General features: G+C 59.8%; 12 protein-coding genes and 1 CRISPR repeat array. Of the genes, 3 read left to right on the top strand and 9 right to left on the bottom strand.

Going from position 1 to position 17880, the window contains the following annotated elements; all coding sequences use genetic code 11:
- Positions 1-1121 precede the first annotated feature (1121 nt).
- From QZY44_RS17225 to traJ, 7 genes are read right to left on the bottom strand one after another with little or no spacing between them, the layout of a single operon-like run.
- Entirely contained in the window at positions 1122-5402 is a 4281-nt protein-coding gene (locus QZY44_RS17225) for a zincin-like metallopeptidase domain-containing protein (protein WP_295448870.1), read from the bottom strand.
- The gene (locus QZY44_RS17220) at positions 5399-5608 is read right to left on the bottom strand and encodes a conjugal transfer protein TraD (protein ID WP_295448867.1); all 210 of its coding nucleotides are present in this window, start codon (positions 5606-5608) and stop codon (positions 5399-5401) included. Before QZY44_RS17220 ends, QZY44_RS17225 begins: the two co-directional genes overlap by 4 nt.
- A 1-nt stretch (position 5609) precedes the next feature.
- Positions 5610-7826, bottom strand: coding sequence for a DNA topoisomerase 3 (locus QZY44_RS17215; protein WP_295448864.1), 2217 nt, complete (start codon positions 7824-7826; stop codon positions 5610-5612).
- A gap of 16 nt (positions 7827-7842) precedes the next feature.
- On the bottom strand, positions 7843-8364 hold the full coding sequence (gene traF / locus QZY44_RS17210; protein ID WP_295448861.1) for a conjugative transfer signal peptidase TraF: 522 nt from the start codon (positions 8362-8364) through the stop codon (positions 7843-7845).
- The gene (locus QZY44_RS17205; protein ID WP_295448858.1) at positions 8361-10343 is read right to left on the bottom strand and encodes a type IV secretory system conjugative DNA transfer family protein; all 1983 of its coding nucleotides are present in this window, start codon (positions 10341-10343) and stop codon (positions 8361-8363) included. The genes traF and QZY44_RS17205 overlap by 4 nt, the downstream gene beginning before the upstream one ends.
- Positions 10340-12484, bottom strand: a complete 2145-nt coding sequence (gene traI / locus QZY44_RS17200; RefSeq protein ID WP_295448855.1) for a TraI/MobA(P) family conjugative relaxase — start codon at positions 12482-12484, stop codon at positions 10340-10342. The genes QZY44_RS17205 and traI overlap by 4 nt, the downstream gene beginning before the upstream one ends.
- Positions 12481-12885, bottom strand: a complete 405-nt coding sequence (gene traJ, locus QZY44_RS17195; protein WP_295448852.1) for a conjugal transfer transcriptional regulator TraJ — start codon at positions 12883-12885, stop codon at positions 12481-12483. Before traJ ends, traI begins: the two co-directional genes overlap by 4 nt.
- Positions 12886-13661: 776 nt before the next feature.
- Here traJ and QZY44_RS35830 point away from each other — a divergent pair.
- The 3 genes from QZY44_RS35830 to QZY44_RS17185 are packed head-to-tail and all read left to right on the top strand — an operon-like array spanning position 13662 to position 15241.
- A complete protein-coding gene (locus tag QZY44_RS35830) occupies positions 13662-14093 on the top strand; it encodes a TraK family protein (RefSeq protein WP_365304691.1) in 432 nt (143 codons plus the stop codon).
- Positions 14094-14816, top strand: coding sequence for a conjugal transfer protein TraL (locus tag QZY44_RS17190; protein WP_295448850.1), 723 nt, complete (start codon positions 14094-14096; stop codon positions 14814-14816).
- A complete protein-coding gene (locus tag QZY44_RS17185) occupies positions 14813-15241 on the top strand; it encodes a hypothetical protein (RefSeq protein ID WP_295448847.1) in 429 nt (142 codons plus the stop codon). Before QZY44_RS17190 ends, QZY44_RS17185 begins: the two co-directional genes overlap by 4 nt.
- A gap of 697 nt (positions 15242-15938) precedes the next feature.
- Positions 15939-16267: direct repeats of the CRISPR family, unit length 28 nt; unit sequence GTTCACTGCCGGGCAGGCAGCTCAGAAA.
- Positions 16268-16540: 273 nt separating this feature from the next.
- Here QZY44_RS17185 and QZY44_RS17180 read toward each other — a convergent pair.
- On the bottom strand, positions 16541-16972 hold the full coding sequence (locus tag QZY44_RS17180) for a single-stranded DNA-binding protein (protein ID WP_295448844.1): 432 nt from the start codon (positions 16970-16972) through the stop codon (positions 16541-16543).
- 547 nt (positions 16973-17519) lie between these two features.
- Positions 17520-17880 (bottom strand): hypothetical protein (locus tag QZY44_RS17175; RefSeq protein WP_295448841.1); only part of this gene is annotated, 361 nt, incomplete at its 5' end.

Below are 17880 nucleotides of genomic sequence, written 5' to 3'. Positions count from 1 at the left end.
TGTAGGTTTCCCCGGCGAATTCGCCGGGGCCTCATTGAAGTTGGAGATCGGCACATGACAACCCCCCGCCCCAATCGTCGTTTCCCCGGCGAATTCGCCGGGGCCTCATTGAAGTGTATTTGTATTTGCGTTTTCAATCTATGATTCACCCGGGTTTCCCCGGCGAATTCGCCGGGGCCTCATTGAAGTTAATACATATCCAACTCAAAGTGGATCAATACATCAAGTTTCCCCGGCGAATTCGCCGGGGCCTCATTGAAGTGCTGGCGCAACGCCGTCGATCGATGGCACAAGGGCGTAGTTTCCCCGGCGAATTCGCCGGGGCCTCATTGAAGTCAGTGCTCTGGCTTGTAGCGTTTCTGCGGACTTGGCGTTTCCCCGGCGAATTCGCCGGGGCCTCATTGAAGTCTCCCTCTCGTGAAGATCCAGATCCTTCGCTTGCTGGCGTTTCCCCGGCGAATTCGCCGGGGCCTCATTGATGAAGGGGATTTCCACAACGGAATCGGCGCCGGACTCAAGACCGTTTCCCCGGCGAATTCGCCGGGGCCTCATTGAAGGTCGGGTCCGCTAAGGCATCGAGGAGTTCCGGGCCGAGGTTTCCCCGGCGATTTCGCTGGGGCCTCATTGACCTGTCCAAGATCATCATCCGCTGCCACGATAGTTTCGCATGCGATACTTTTCCGTCATACCCGCCGCCGTCGTCCATGTCGAGCTTGTCAGGACGACACTCGCCCGCCTACTCCAGCGCTGGGGACGGTCGGTCTTTTCCGCCATACCGACCGCCGGCGGGTACACCAAGGACAGCGCCCGGTGGCTGTGCTCCGATACCCTGTTTGCGGACATCAAGGCGCACCTAGCCCCGGCAGCCAATGCACTGAGCTCCGAGGACATTCAGCTATTTTTCGGCACGACCGCTCACCGGCCAGTTTCCCACGGAACCGGTCGACAGCGGGGAGCTTGGCGTGTGCTCTGCGAGAGCCCAGGTGCTCTGCCAAAGTTTCGCATGCGATACTTTTCTGCAATACCCACCGCCGGCCGCCGGCATGGACACTTGGGCAATCCCTTGCCCTCCCATCCCCTCCCCTCTCCTTGGCGTAAAACCTCTTCATGCCTGGCTACGGCTATCCGATCTTTGCGACCCTCTTTGAAACCCGCTTTTGCTCCTGCTGCTGGACCTGTTCCCGCTCCTGCGTCCTGGTTTGCTCCCGCTCAACCACTGCATCAACCATCGTCCGCGCCTGGCGCTGTACACCCTCGATTCCCAGCACGCTGTTGTTTGCCATGTCGTTGAAGTCGCTGAATGCCTTCGGATTCCCCTCCTGTTCACCGGCGGCGAAGATCGGCAACAGCACGTGACCACCAACCGCTTTGGCCGCTTGTTCCGCTTTCTCGCGACCTGGATTCCGGCCCCTGGTCCGCTGCTGCTCAAGATCATCATCCGCTGCCACGATGATGGGCTTACCCGGCATCTTCTCGTGTAAAGCCTGGGCGACTGCCGGCAAGTTTCCAGAATCAAACGCCGCGACCGCGGGAAAGCCCACGGCTGCGGTCAGGGTAGCGGCCGTCGCATAGCCCTCCCCGATCACGATTGCCGGCGCCCTCTCCAGTGCCGCGAGGTCGCCACCCACCACATGAAAAAACCCCTCTTTTTTGGAGTCTTTCGCAAATCGCTTCGTGCCGTCCTCCTGAATGTACTGCGTCGACCATTGTTTGCCGTTCGCGTCGACGACGGGGATGCAAGTCCCGCGGCCTGACTTGTCGGTGTAGACCCCTGGTTGCGGGTCGATACCCTTCGCCTGCATGTACGGGGTGGGGGCTGTCACAGGTTGCAAGCTCCGCAGTTGGGTAGCGAGCCGCTGCGCGGTACTCTCATGGGTTTCCGCCTGTTCCACTGCCCGCTCCTGGAGCTTCGTTGCAGCCGCCGCGGCGAGTGCGGCCCTGGCCTCCGGGTCCATTACCTGCCCTGCCGACTTCCATTTCATCTCGACGCCCGACTTGTTATTTTTCATGTAGCCGGCGGGATGGCCATCGAGGTGCCCAACGTAGAAGCCAGACCCCGCCTTGTCGCTGTGCGCCTCCCCAACGACGGTGATCCGGTGCTTCGCTCCGTCCATGATCGGATGCTCACCACTGACGACACAACCGATCTGGCGCAAGGCCTCCGCAAATTCTTCCCGCGGCGGGATCGCGGGGTCCTGTTGCGCTTTGACCCGTTCCGGATTCCAGCGCTCCAGCTTCTCCATGTCTGCATTGGGACCGACATACCAGGACTTTGCGCCGGCATCCCATTTGGCCCCGGCCGCCTTTGCGGGGCCGCGCTCTTCGTAAGGAACCGCGAGGTATTGACGTGCGGCTGCTGCAGGGGTTTGGGCTGGGGCTGGGGGCGTCTCCTGGGATTCAGCGCGGTGGCTGACAATCGCCTCATCGAGCACCCCGGCACTTTGCGATTGCAGAGGTTCAACCGTCTCTGTGACCGGCGCCGAATCCTCGACCGGGTTGGTGACTACCTTCTCCCCGCACACATCCGCCCACTTCTCGCGCATCCCGGGATGGTCGTCAATCACTGCATCAGGTGGCATCGTCATAACCCCCCCAGACAAACCCCCGTTCGCAACCGACCGGATTTGCCGGAGCGCAGCCTCGATTTCTGACGCATGGGCCTCACGCTTCGCGTCATCGGCAGTGTCCGCATCCGAAGAGAAGTGGCGCGAGAAGACGCCTTCGTATTCGCCAAACGTTTCTACGCTGCCGTAGGTGACGTACCACTTGTCTTCATCATTCTTAAGGGGTACGGCCCTAGAGTGAGCCATAAATTCCGCTAAGCGCAGCATGTGAGACTCTGGGGCCGCGGGGGTCTCCCGCTCGGCCGCGACTGTCGGCGTCGCCGCGACTCCCGGGGCCGTCGCCCCCGCGACCGTGGGCCATTTCTCAAACTGGCTCAGGTCCCAACCCGGCGGCACGTACCACGACGCCGCCGCGCGATCCCACCGTGCGCCCAGTGCCTTCGCCTCGTCCTTCTGCTGGTAAGGGACCTGGATGTAGGTCCTATCCTCCCTGCCCTCCTGCTCCCGTGCCTGTTCCTCGGCCCCTTGAATCGGGGTCGGAGCGTTTGGCTGCCCTGACGACAACGCATTGCTATCAAACGACGGCCCAGCGCCAGCGCCGCGGGCTCTGTCCGCGGCTTCGGCACGCGCTGCCGCTGCTTGGGCCTTGATATGAGCGGCAATCCTTCCACCCACAGTGTCCGCCGTCATGGCGGCAAAGGCGCCTTGCGCCAGCGTCTCAACAACCCCGCCGATGGATGGCACCTGGTCCGATGTCTTAGCGGTCGCCGCGGTCTGCTCGCTTGGCTGCTCTGGCGCGGTCTGCGCTTCGAGCTCCTTGTCACCGTCGGCGCGCGCCTCCTCCTCGGACTCGTAACCCTCACCAGACGCCACTTCAACACCGTTGGAGTCCATATAACTCCATGACCACTTACCTGTAGGTTCTTCGGCCACGGTGACCCAACCGTTTGGCTCCGGACTCTCGGTTTGTTGCGTCGTGGCCAGGTCGGTCGGCAGCGGTTCGCCGAAGTTGGCTTGCCACTGTGCGGCAAGTTTTGGCCGATTGTTGGCGTCTGCCAGCGATACGACCAGCCGTCCGGCCCGGGAATCTTCCGTCTCCCGCAGATGCAATTCGACGGCCCTATCCTCCAGATACTCAGCCTGCTGCGCCTGCAACGCGAGCGCCGCGCGCCAGGCCTCGCTCGGGTCAGCGTAGACCTGGGCGTCACTGGCATCATCAGTCCAGGGCTCGATCGATGACCCGGTGTAATAGTTGCCGCTGTCTGTCCCAAGCACGATCTGCCGCTCGTCACGCGGCACCTGAGCCGGTTCTTGGGCTGGCCGTTGCGGATCTGAGCTTTGCGCAGACAGCGGCACCGTAACGCGGGGGTTCTCGGGGTCCCGTACATGCAGCTCAATCGCCGGCCCGTTGAGGAGCGGATCAGCACGCTTTCGTAACAAATCTGCCGCGGCCTGGGCCTGGGCCGGGTCCTGGTAAACCCGCGCATCCCGCGCATCGTCAGTCCATGGTTCGATCTGGACGCCGGTAAAGTAGCCCCCACCGTCATTCATAAGCACTATTTGCTGAGGCGGCACCGCGGCAATAGGCACGGGTTGTGGGGCAACGGGAACTTGGCTCAGGTCTTTAGGAATGCTTTCAAACGTCCGCTTGTCTTCTGGAGTGACGCTCGGACCTACGCCGTTGGCTTCTCGCCACTGACGCCAGTTTTCAGCAATTGCATTGCGCAGTTCATCCGTACCCTGTGGCAACTCATCACGCGGCACTGGCATCTGTTCCAATAACTCGATGGCTCGATCAGGGCGCCCCTCGCGAAGCGCTTCATTGATCGGAGCCGCAGTTATGCGTACATCCGCTGCTTGCCAGTCGATCACCTGCTGGATCAGCAGTTCCGGGCGCCACTCCTGCCCCTGGTCCTGGACTGGCTCCTGCGTCTGTACCTGTTGCTGCTCGAACGCCATCACATAGTTGGATATTTTCTCGGCGTCGCCCGCGGCCCGAACAATTTCCATTGGATCGTCACGCAGGGATTTAATCCAATGCCCGACGTAAGCCGCATGGTCAGCAGGATCATGCCCGATCCCGATCGTCTCGCCGACAATCATGCTGGCGATTTCGGCCCGCAGTTCCTCCTTGGCGTAACCCTCACTGCCGAATGGACTATTAAGGGGTCGATCGAGCCGCGACTCGTGCCCAGTCCAATGCCCCAGCTCATGGAGTGCCGTCGCGTAGTACCCGTTCGCTTCGGGAAACTGGCTTTGCTCGGGCAAATGAATTGTGTCTGTTGCGGGACGGTAAAACGCCTGGTCTTGCTGTCCGTGTTTGATCTGCGCCCCGGATGCCGCCAGGATGTGCTCGGCCCGCTCCGACGGCGACCACTGCTGTTCCGGGGACGGGGCAAGGGGCGGGAGCGGTTTCAGCCCGTCGATCTGCTGGGCGTTGAACACCGACGAGTGAAAGCACCGCGGACGTTCCAGGCGCACATCTTCCTTGACTGGCTTTCCTTCCGCATCTAGGACCGGCCGCCCCTGTTCGTCCCGCTTCGTCTGTTCCTCCGTGAACTTGAAATACTGAACCGTCGTGCCACGCTCCCCCGCCCGCACCTGCGCGCCGGCCGCCGCCGCTTGCCGGTAGGTGCACCAGCGTGGATCGTCATAGCCCTGCGCCATCAGCTGCACGACGTTCGCGCCGTGATACCGCTTGCCGGTGGTGGCGTTGACCGGGAGGCTCGAGCTTGATCCTCCCGGGGTCCACGGCTTCTGCCACGGAGCCACACCCGCCGCCAACTGCTCAATCAACTTGTCGGCGACCTGTTCATGGAACAGCTTTTTGGCACTCACAGCGCTTCTCCCGGCCAAATGTCGATTGCACCGTCCAGCGCCTCTTGCTCGGTCAATGCGTCCTCGGCGAAGGCCCCCACCATCTCCGCTTCGTCGGGGTCCAGCTCAATGACGGTGCCTGGAACCATGGCGAACCTGAGTTTGCTTTCCAGGACTTCCCGGGCGGTCAGTTCTGCCGGCATTGCAGTTTGCATATCGTTGCTCATGTCACTTCCCCTTCACGTTGGTTGTCGGTGGCTCGTTTTTGCCCCTGGCATAGTCCGGGGCGCCTTTTACATCGGGATAGCGTTGGTGACACTCGGGATACCCGCTGCAACTCCACCAGAACCCCCTTCTCCCATCTCGCCGCACGAGTCCTGCGCCGCAGGTTTGGCATTTCTGGGTAGCGGATACGGCAAGCGCAGCGCGCAGTACCGGCTTGCCTTCATGGTCGTTGCACACATATTTGCAGCCATCCGCGACGCCGGTACAGCCCCAAAAGAACTCTTCCTTGTCTTTCTTCTTGATGCGGCGCAACGGGCGACCGCAGGTGGGACATGGTTGGGTATCCACTTTGATACTCAACCCATTGGCCTTTACGCTCTCAACCTCGCGAGCGATATAAGTCATGAGCTCACGAACGAACGATACCGTATCGCGCTCGCCCGACTGTATCTCTTTCTGCTGCGAATGCCAAAGGGCCGTCATGTCCGGAAATTTGGCAGCGTCGGGAAGCGCGTCATAAAACTCGTCGGCAATAGCCGTGGGAACGATGCTTTTTCCCTGCTCTACTAAGTACCCGCGCGTAAACAGTGTGGCGATAATCGTATCCCGGGTGGCAGGAGTCCCGATGCCACCGTGTTCCCCCTCTTTGCCCTTGTCCTTCTCGACCAGCATCTTCCGCAAGGTGTCATCCCGAATGTATTTCGCGACACGGGTAAGATCGGAAAGCAACGTGGCGATGGTGTAGAGCGGCTGCGGCTTCGTCTCCTGCTTGACAGCCTCAGCGCTGACACACTGCCCGACCTGGCCGGGGTTCAGGGCACGCAGGTCTAACACCAGGTCGTCAGCATTACCCTCCAAGTCCTCGTTGCCAACATCGTTGCTGTACAAGGTCTTCCAACCGGGGCGGGTAGTGACGTTGCAGCGGACCGCGAAGCGGTGACGCTCCACCTCCACCATCACATCCGTCTGATCGAACAAGTGTTTAGGCCAAAACTGCCCAATGTAGGCGCGAGCGATCAAGAGGTAGATGCGCTGTTCGGGCTCGGGGAGGGTGGAGAGGTCCGCCGTCGCTTGGGTGGGAATGATGCCGTGGTGCGCGGATACTTTGCTGGAGTCGAAGGCACGGCTCTTGATCGTGGGATCGGCTCGCTTGGCCAGCGGAGCAAGGGCGGGAGCGGTCTGGGATATGGCAGCCAGAACAGCCGGCCCGTCCGGGTGCTGTTCGTCGCTGAGATATTCGCAGTCAGACCTGTTGTAGGTAATGAGCTTGTACTGTTCACGCAACCGCTGAGTGATATCTTTCACCACGTCCGGCTTGTAGCCGAACTTCCGGGAGGCATCCGTCTGGAGCTTCAGGAGGTTGTAGGGCAGCGGGGCATGGGCCTCCTTGTGTTTGGTCTCCACGGTCAGGACCCGGGCCGGCTTGCCAGTGACGGTCGCGGCCAGGGCCTCCGCGTGGGTGGCGTCGCTCAAGCGGCCTTTCTCGTCCACCGGATCTGCCGGCTCGATCTGGTAGCGGGCGGGGAACTCCAGACCCTCGATGGCGAACTGGCCGGTAATCGTGAAATAGAGGGCCTTCGTATGCGTCCTAAAGGCCCGCGTGCGGCGCACCACCAACCCCAACACCGGGGTCTGGACGCGGCCCACGCTCAACACCCCGCTGTACCCCATCGACTGGCCAATCAGGGTGTAACACCGGGTCATGTTATAACCGTAGAGCTGATCCCCGACCGATCGCGCCTCAGCCGCCGCCGACAGCCCGGCAAACTCGCCATTGTCGCGCATGTTGGCTATCGCCTTTCTGATCAGCGCCGTGTTGTTGTCATTGATCAAGACCCGCTGCACGGGTAAAGCGCAGTGCGCAAACTCAAGGATTTCGTCAACCAGTAGCTGGCCTTCCTCGTCGGGGTCGCCGGCATGAACCACGGTGGATGCCTGTTTCAGCAAAGCAAGGATATGCTTGAGTTGCTTCTTCGATCCTTCATCCCCCCCGGGCTTCTTCTTCCAGGGGATATGCGAAAACGGTAGGTCCTCCAGTGCCCATTTTTCGTATTTCTCGTCGTAATCCTCCGGGTCATAGAGCGCGAGCATGTGACCGAAACACCATGTCACATAGTCACCGCCGCCACACTCGAAATGGCCGTCATTCCTGGTCCCGCCGCCTAATGCGGCAACGATGGCCTTTGCCAGGTCGGGCTTTTCCGCAATGAATAAACGCACAATGACTTACCCCGCATTACCATGTGAAAAAAGGGGCAACGATGCGCCTAATCTGCTCCTGGGAAACAGGTCCGTAGTACCGCCCATCCCAAGAGTTGGCCGTCACTCCCATCAAGAACAGGTCGCCCGGTGCCACGGTAAAATGCGCGACCGGGTAGACGGCCAGGGGGCGCCCTGCCAGGTCGGCGGCCCGTGGCGCACTTAGCGGCCACAGCACGGCATTGACGCGCACACCGTCGGCATCGATGTCGATGCGGTCGCCAGCGACTGCGGCCACGCGCTTGAGCATGCGGACAAATCTCCCGGGACAGAAAGTCCCTGACGCTAGATACCCCCGCGCCTTCGCCTCGCGAAACGGGGGCCGATCCGGGGGACACCAGGACACATGACCCCCAACCTGCACCGGGGCACTGCTGGGTCGATAGAGCCCGGGAGGGAGGCTCCTGGTTGTGTTAACGACAAACCCGGCGGCGGCGCCGGCGGCAAGTATGGCCAGACCCAGCGACCCAACGAAGAACAAAATAGTGATGGCTCTCATGCTTCAGCCCTCGCAATGTCCGCGCCGACCGGTACCGCAGTCTCATTGGCAGTCGGGGTCGGCGCCGCAGGAATATCCGGCAACACGACGCCCTTGGGGTCGCGTAGCCGGTCCGTCTTATCCGGTGGCGGTATCTCCGCCCGCGCCTGGAACGTCTTATCAAGAAAGTACAAAGGCTGCTGACCGTAGATGGCGGGATAGCCCGCCACGTAGACCACCATATCCCCGGGCTTGGCAATGTCACCGGTCGCGGTCTTCTGTGGTCCCGGCATCCGCATACACTCATCGGGCGTCAACAGTGGCCGCTGCACTTCCTGGATCGTTCGAGAGACATTGCCGTGCAGGGCGCTGGTGCGGTGCCCGCTCGTGGTGATTTGCTCCTTCGTCACCGTCGTTTGCCCGGTGAGTTTCGACAGATGTTCTGCTGTCTCAATCCGATTCGGCGGAAACGCAACCTGCACGTGACAATTCGAGGTAATGGACTCGTCGTGACCATATCCGGTCTCTCGACTACGCAACTGATTGATATCCTGGCAAATCAGATATGCCTTTATGCCGTAGCCGGCAATAAACGCCAACGATTCTTGCATGATGTCGAGCTTACCTAAACTCGGGAACTCGTCCAACATTAAGAGCAAGCGATGATCGTAAGAGGCGACCGGCCGCCCTTTCTCAAACGTCATTTTGTCGGCCAATAGCCGCACAACCATGTTGATCATGACGCGCACCAATGGCCGTAACCGCGCCTTATCATTTGGTTGCGTTATAATGTAGAGACTGACCGCCTGTTTTCCTTTCATCAGGTCGTGAATCCTGAACTCGGACTGTCCAACATTCCGCGCTACGATCGGATCACGATACAACGCCAAATAAGACTTGGCAGTTGATAAGACCGAGCCCGCCTCTTCGTCGGGGCGATCTTTCATGTCCTGTGCGGCGGCGGCGACCACCGGGTGTGCGTGCCACTTATCCTGCTTCCTCTCCTCGGGGTCTTGCAGATGCTGGCCATTGATCATCGCCTTCCAGAGTTCCCGCACATCCTGTTGTGGGTTTGCCAGTAGCGCATCGACCGCGGGCAACGTGGCCGCCGGCCCCTTCCTGTTCTTGGCGTTGTACAACACATGCAAGATCACGCCAACTAAGAGTGCCTGACTGGTTTTTTGCCAATGCGTCTCTAGGCCCTTACCGTCAGGGTCGACAATCAGCGTAGCGAGGTTCTGCACATCGCCTACTTCGTTTTCCGTTTCAAGCCGGATTTCATCCAATGGATTCCAGCACACGCTACCCTTCTCCGCGGCTGGCTCGAACCGTAGGACTTTGTTGTGTGCCCACTGCTGCCGCCAACCAGCGCTCAACGCCCATAGCTCACCCTTTAGATCAGCGATCACGGCACTCGCGGGCCATGACAGCAAGGTTGGGACAACTAGGCCAACACCCTTACCCGACCGGGTAGGCGCATAGCCCAAAACATGCTCAGGTCCATCGTGCCGCAAATAGTGTTGCTTGCCCCGTCGATCGACCCAGGCCCCTACATATACCCCGTTACTGCCGGGCGCTGACTGCCCTCTCACTCGGTCTATCAAAGTGTACGCCCGCGGCAATAGCCCAGCGGCCCGGATGTCGTCCAGATCGGCCCAGCGCGCTGACCCATGCAGGTACACATTGGCCTTGCTGCTATTCACACTGATCATCTTAAATAGCACTATTAGGAGCATTCCGACGCCCGCGACGATGACACCGAAATTCGCCGCGCCCATGATGTCCGGCGTCGCCGCACCCGCGGCGTGCCACCACTCGATGATCTTCCAGGGCGCATAAATAGCGGTCGGTTGCAGGGTTGCGGCAGCATAAAATTGGGTGGCGGTCTGCAATCCTGCCACTAAGAACAGCACGGCGAGCAAGGGCACGATCAGCCCCGGCTTAGGCCGTGACGCCCGTACCTGGGGGCCGACGGCGTTGTTGAATGACTGGGCTTTCATCGGCGGAGTCCTCTGGTGCGGATCGCACCGTGGTCGGTCATAGTGAGTGACGCGCCGACCTTGACCCGGGCCAACCGCTCGGCAGTGTCGGCATCAATCGGCAGAATCAGAATGTCATCCTCACGCTTCAGGAGGGCCAGGCGCTGACCGTCAATCTCACGGAGCCCGGCAAACGTCACCGGCCCGTCGTGTTGCTGCGGATCGGCCAGTACATGGCGTGGAATGTCGATGCCTCGGGCACGCTTGGCCTCCCGTTCCTCCAGGTACTTCTGGGCGGCTGATGTCAGTCCTGTTCCTGGCCCAGGAAGATCCCGTCGCAGAGGGTGATCTGGTTCGGGTCCTTTGTGCTCCACGTCACGAGAAACATGACTCGGCAATAACACCGCACTTCCGTGGGCGAACTGAACCACACCGAGTTGTTGCAGCCCTCGCAAACGGTGTTGGGCTTCGGGCGGCGGCTTTCGTCCAACTGCGCCAACGTCGGGCTTGGCGGGCCTGGCGGTTCGGGCCGCGCCACTGGCATGCTGCTCGGTGGACCCGGCGCCGGCGGGTCCTCCTGGAGCTCGGGTGGCGACTGGTCGACGGCTGCCAGGGCTGCTTCGAGAAGTTCGTCCTCCGTCAGTTCGCGCTCTTGATCGGTCATGTTCGGTCTCGGATAAAAGTTGTTGGCGGCGCTGTTCCAGCGCTGGACTTGAGAACGTAATGGCCAAGCCGCTACGCGCGGCAGCCTCGGCGACCCGGGCCTTAAACACATCGGTCCCAGTCACCGCGATGACGGGGCCGAAGCGTTGTGCAGCCATCTTTAAAGCCGCTTCCAGTCCGTCGCGGTCCGCACCACGGGAAATCGAAAGGCGACTCCCATCGTCGCGTACCGCGGTGGCTCCAAGCCGATAGATAATCGTCCCGGCCTTCGTGATACCGTCCACCGGCCCGCTGGCCTTGGCCCCTGGGCGTCCTCGCATGGCGTCTAAGGCCTCAGCGTCACCCTGAAGCGCCTGGGCCTGAAGCCAATCCGCCCACGCACGGCGCTGATGGGCTGCGGCGATCCGCTCCCGCTCCTGAGCGAACTGCTCGGCAATGTTGCCAAGGTCTTTCCGCAAGGTTTGGTGCGCCGCGCTATACAGGATCTTCTTGATACTCCCCGCCTCCTGGCTCACCTTTATCGCGGCCCGCTTCAGGCGGGCTACCCGCTTGGCGTCCTCAATGGCTTGCTGCTTATCCTTGCGCATCCGCTCCATAGCGGCGGCACGGCCCGTGGTGCTGGTCCGTTGGTCTTCTTGGTAGCGGGCGTAGAGTTCCGCGGTGTTCGCGCGAGTTCGCACCGGCTTAGGTTGATACGCTGCGCTGGCACCAGTCGCCTCCTGCGTCCGCTGAGGCGCCGGTTGAAACTTGCCAAACCTGCCTTCCATCGCCCTCTTGGAGTAAGACCGATCAATTGAACTGCCCTTGACCGCCGTGCCGTCCGCGCCGACCACGATCAACCCGTTACCGCGTTCGCGTAACTGTAATCCATGCTCGTGCATGACCTGGTGCAACTGCGCCCAGGACTGCGCCCCTTGCATCTGCTGTTCGCATTCCTGTTTGATCCATCCCAACAAACTTTGTACCCCGGAATGCGCCTCCATGTCGTTCACACGGTTCTCGGCGCCCCGCTTCTGCGCCACATGGTTATCCTTCGCTAGACCGTACTCATCCTCTAGTTTCTCGCAAAGCTGTGCGAGCGTCTTAAAGTCGTTGTACGGGTTATGCAATGTGTGCCGAGTCGGATGAATAGCGTTTATCGCAATGTGCATATGAACATTGTCAGTATCGTAATGAACCGCACTGACCCGCTGGTGTTCGCGAAACCCAAGCCCCGCACACAGGCGATCCTCAACCGCGCCCAGCGTTTCCGCCGTGGGATTTTCCCCCGCCCGGAAACTGACCATGAGGTGATAGGTCCGGTCGCCTGTCGCTCGCCGGTTCTGGGCCTGGGTGTTGAGTACCTCCGTGATGGCAAACTCCGCCTTATCGGAGTGACAGTTCGTCACGTCGACCTTTCCGACCCGCTCTTGCTTGTCCTGCGGATCGAGGATGTATTTGACCAGTTCCCCGTAGTCACTCTTCCGCAGATTCTTCATCGGGACCCGTTTGGCGATCACCGCAGTCGCTCCGCCGCTTGAGCATCGACGGACGGCACGCGCGCCGTCCGTGGCAGCACGACCCCCAGCATGATTTCGTGCATCTGATCCTGCGTGCCCTCGATCTTCTTGAGCAACGCCCGCAGGGTGGGCGCGTCGAATCTTGCGGTACGGGCATCGTCACTGAGCCAAAGCTTAAGCAAGCCGCCGAGTCGGCCCAGGTCGCCATTGACCTTAGCCAACTGCTCCACGCGCTGGTTGTCGAGGATGCCGGGGACCTGATACCCAAGTCCCACGCGCAAGAGAAACGTGGACAGGCTCAGGCCTGCCGCCTTGGCTTGCGCAGACAATTCGGCGCGTTCGTCCGGCAGGCAATACACCTTGACGGCCGGACTGCCCTTTCGAGTAGGCTTTGCCATCATGAATGTCAGGCGATGACAACGCCAACCGTCAGTGTCGTGACCTTATAAAACTCAAAACTCGTGCTCATGGTTCGCTCCGCCTATCGTCGTAGGTTAATACCCGGCGCCTGCTGGCACCGAAGTGGAATTGCACTCGGGACATGGCATCCCACGCTTGGCCGCTGTCACGGACAGACACAGCTCCAACCATCCGCTATCCCAACCACAGCGCTTGCATTCAAAGTGAAATGTGCCACAACCACCGTCGACCAGCCGCGCAAGCTTGCGGTAGGGGCGCCGCAGCGGCGCCCAATCCGTGTCGGTGAACAGGTCTCGGATGACGCGCTTGCGACGCATGTTTGATCTCCGCGAGCCGAGCTTAGGCCGGGCGTGGTCTTGGTCTTGGAGGCGGTAGCCGACCAGCCCCGCAGGGCAGGATACCCGTTGAGCCGATAGGCGAATAAGGGGAGCGAAGTAGGACCGCCCCCTCGGGGGGTGGGCCTACTTCGCATATCCTGCCCCCAACCTCAGCTACATTAAACAGCGTGGATTCTACAACACTCTTTCGCATTCCGCCGCTACTCTTGCGCAACTCGGCCAGAATGGAGGAAAATAGGCCTAACACAATGGCTTCGGGTGGTAAAAACAATGGCTTCTACGCGATTTCAGGGCGGAAGTGAAGCGGTCGTTGAAGCGGTTTCAGAGCTTGAGCGAAGCGGTAAGCACTGACGGTACTATTGCGGCACTTATAACCATTAACCAGCAAAGGTTTGACGCCAGAATAATAGTGTGTACACATGGCTAATAGTTACACCATCGAGCTTTCTGAATGGCTCAAAACTCGCGAACACAATAAAAGGAGCAAGAACCGGAACCTTGTGGCATTCCTGGCCATCAGGGAGGATATTCGTGAAGCACTCGATAAAGGTTATTCGCGACGTTCAATATGGGAACATCTCAGTGCAACAGGAAAGGTTTCTTATCGATATGAGGCGTTCCTGAAACACGTCCGTCGCCACATTACCGATATACCGCCAAAGCAAACCATAGAGAACAATCGGCAACCAACAACACCTGCACCCCCCCAAGCACCAAAACCACTGTCTCACCCAACCCAAACCAGCGAGAAGCCACAAACCCCAACCCTCCGGCCCGAACTCGCAAGACCCGAGTCCACTAGGCCCGGCTTCACCTTCAACCCAGTCGCTAATCCCGATGAGCTATATTAGATGAACATACACATAATTCTGCAAGGCAAGGGTGGCGTCGGCAAATCGGTCATTGCCGCAATGATTGCTCAATACAAGGAGAGCAAGGGACAAACGCCGATCTGCGTGGACACTGATCCGGTTAATGCCACCTTCGCTGGCTACCGGAGCCTGAACGTAAAACGCATCCAAATTATGGAAGACGAGGAGATCAAACCAAGGAACTTCGACCTTCTGATTGAACTGATTGCAAACGCACAAGATGATGTCGTGATTGATAACGGAGCGAGTTCGTTCGTTGCACTGTCCCATTATCTCATTACCCAACAGGTTCCGGCACTCGTGAAAAGCATGGGCCACGAATTGCTTGTACATACCGTCATCACCGGTGGTCAAGCTCAACTGGACACGATTAACGGCTTTCAGCAACTCGCTCGTCAATTTCCAATCGACGCCCTATTCTGTGTCTGGCTCAATCCGTTCTGGGGCAAGATAGAGCACGACGGCAAAGGTTTTGAAGAGATGCGCGCGTATCAGGATCACCAGGCACGCGTATCGGGGCTCGTGCGTATTCCAACCTTGCGCGAGGACACCTTTGGTCAGGATTTCGGCGATATGCTCCAAGCTCGACTGACCTTCGCCGAAGCAATCGCGATGCCCGATAAGCCGATCATGGTCCGGCAGCGACTCAAGATGGTCCAGAAAGAGCTATTTGAAAGTATGGCCAGCACGAAGGTTTTATGAGCCCAGAAGCCCAAGATGCCCTGCTGCGCGAGATTCGCAGTACACATGGGGTTATGATCGGACAGAACGACCCAATCATGATGATCACGACAATCAACGCCGGTGTCTTGCGGGATGCGGCGGCCCAACAGCAAAAGGCTATCGACGCATTCAAGCAGGATATGGAAGGTATCGCTGCCCGATGGAATCATCAGGCCAAGGGGATGGCTGAGCCCGTGCTCACTGCGGCACTCACCGCTGCCAAATCAGCCTTATCAGAGGAGCTCGAAACGGCCAGCCTGCAACTGCGGCGGGAGTTCACTGAGGCAGCAAACAACATCCAGAACCAGTTGCAGGGGACGCGGCAAGCTGCCATGTTGAATGTGATCGCCGCGGGCCTGACGTGTGCCGCGGTGGCTTTAGCGGTCTGGCTAGTGGCCAAGTGAGGGGCACACGGACCGGCCGGAACGGTTATTTATCCCGTTACCGGCCGTCCTAATCGTACTGGTTCCTAAACGGTCTAGCAGAGGTTAAATCATGAGCAACCAACACGACACCGAGCCAGTTATCTATTACGCTGTCTGCCTAGAATGCGGAATCGTCTATGACCAAGAATGCGGGTCTGCTGCGGGTAGCGAGTGTCCGGATTGTGGATCAGAGCTGTACGAAAGTGATAAGGATGGAAAAACCGAATTTGATATAGACGGAGAACAATCATGACTGGCCGAAGCACATACACGCCACCATTGCGACGCCAGCGACTACCCCCCGCAGAGAAAGTGGGTGTCCTTGTCCCGCCGCACTACAGCCCGGCACAGAGAGCACGCGCGCGGGTTCATCTGCCGGAGCTTCTTGCTGCCATTGCCGCCGCTCCAGATCCCCACGAAAAGCCATAAATATAGAGCTCAACCGTTAAGCAAGGCCACCAAGACGAGCCTTCACCCATCCGAGCCAACCGCAGCCGCGTTCGAGCTTCCACCCGACTGCACCGAGTCAAAGATTTGGGCGGGCAGACCCTTTTCCAGGGCCTCGCTACGCGACACGTCAGGACAGTAGCTTGCGGATTGGGGCGTCGGAAGGGTCAGTGATGAAGAATGACACCAAATCTGGGGTGCATCAGATTGATCGAGGCGGTATGCTGTAGTTCACTGCCGGGCAGGCAGCTCAGAAATTGCTGTGCCTGTACGTTGTCCAGATTCCAGCGTTCACTGCCGGGCAGGCAGCTCAGAAAAGTTCGCTGAAGCGGCCGGGTACTAACCGGGAGTTCACTGCCGGGCAGGCAGCTCAGAAAAAGGACGCTTTGCCGCTCTACATCAAGGCCGGGTTCACTGCCGGGCAGGCAGCTCAGAAACGTTCGACTGCCAGGCTTCACCCGTCACCGCCTTTCACTGCCGGACAGGCAGCCCGGAAGTAACAGACGTTTTACGCCAAAAAGGAAACGCGCGTTCACTGCCTGTCCGGCGGCGCGGAAACCCGCAGCCGCCTCACCGCTGATTCAATATCAACTATTATCGCCGCTGGTATCGCATGCGAAACCGTCCCTGCCGCATTGCGATCTCCGATTCTCGTGCCGCCTCTGCCCGCGGCTTGACGCTTCCACGAAGCACCAAATGCTCCATAAAGCCACGCTAAGTGTCGCAATCGCTGCCAGTAGGTTATTCGCCACATCGCCGAATGTTGACATCAAAAATTCCCCTCCGCCACTATAGAGACTGAGCTTCTCCTGGTCGCGCAAGCGCTCATAGCTAAAACGGAATCTCATCATCGAACGGACGGCCCTCGTCCTGATTCGGCGCTGGCTCGCTCGGTGGCGATCCATCCGCCGGCGGATCAGTCTTCCGGCGCCCCTTACCCCCATGGCCCCCACCTTGGCGCACCGTTCGGGCAGAATGGATGTGGTCAGCGATCAAGGTCCAACTCTCGCGCTCTACCCCATCCTCCGGCGTCCAGTGAGACATTTCCAACCGGCCGGACGCTGCGATGGTGTCTCCCTTGATATGCGTACCCAAGATTTCCGCGTACTTCCCGAAGGCGGTCACGCTCACCCAGACCGTCGATTCGCCTTTATACGAACTGACATCGACAGCAACCGACACCGAAACCATGGGCGTTCCGGTTTTCGTTTCAATCGCCCGGGGGTCTTTCCCAAGCCGACCGCTCAAACTCGCTTGAATCATCTGGAATTACTCCTGAAGGTCGGGGCTGCCATAGTCACTACGGGCTGAGGGCACGCGGGCAACTACAGGTTGGAGATCTCGACCATGCGCCGTCGGGCCAGGTGCTCCATCGCGATGAAGTAGCGCCGCGCCCGGGTAGCCGGTCAATCCCCACGGGGGATACTGGCATGGTCCAGCTGGCCGCACTGCTGCAGAATCGCTCGTGCTTCGGTTGCGTACGGGCCGATGATCTGTACCCCGTCCAGGTTCTGGGCGAGCGTGAGCATGTGTTGCCGGTCTTGCACGCTCCGTTTGTAACGGAATGTGATCACGTCCGTGTAGATGTACGGCCCCAGGCAGCCGGTTGGGGCCGCCATCGGTCCCAACGCGCCCTCGCGCGTATCTACAACGTTATTTTGCTTTATTGAATATGGCTTTGCGCGTACAGCGGCGGGACTATTGCGGGGCTGATTCATCGTTGAAGCGAGTCCTAAGCAGTGGATGAATGGCGCTAAAAGCGCCGATGGCGTTCGTAGTTTAACGCTGATAGCGCTTCTTTCAAAGCGGTTTACTTGGCCACCTCTTTGCTCCAGAGGTTCGGCGAGGGCGGGACGGCTGAACTGTCGTCGTTCTGGTTGGCCGGATGCCGGTCTCCCTGCACGACAGCGGTCAGCTTTTGCCCGATCTGCCTCATCGACAGCAATTTCAGAGGCCCCCGGGCGCCGAGCCGGGGAAACAGGACGGGTTGTCCACTGGAACTGGGGATAACCGCTCCCAGCGCGAACGGTGGGCGGCCTACGGCCCTGCCGGCGACGAGTTGGAGCAACTGCCAGGGCGAGGCCTGCGAGCGACGGTGAGGCCCTTGCTTGCCTCCCTCGCTTTGATCGGCGGTACCGGCCACCCGGGATCGAGCTCCAGGAGCTGCCGGC

Origin of the sequence: uncultured Thiodictyon sp. (assembly GCA_903837595.1) — a bacterium.
GTDB lineage: Bacteria > Pseudomonadota > Gammaproteobacteria > Chromatiales > Chromatiaceae > Thiodictyon.
Note: the sequence above shows the minus strand (reverse complement) of the source record. Positions and strands in the feature narration are given on the sequence as shown.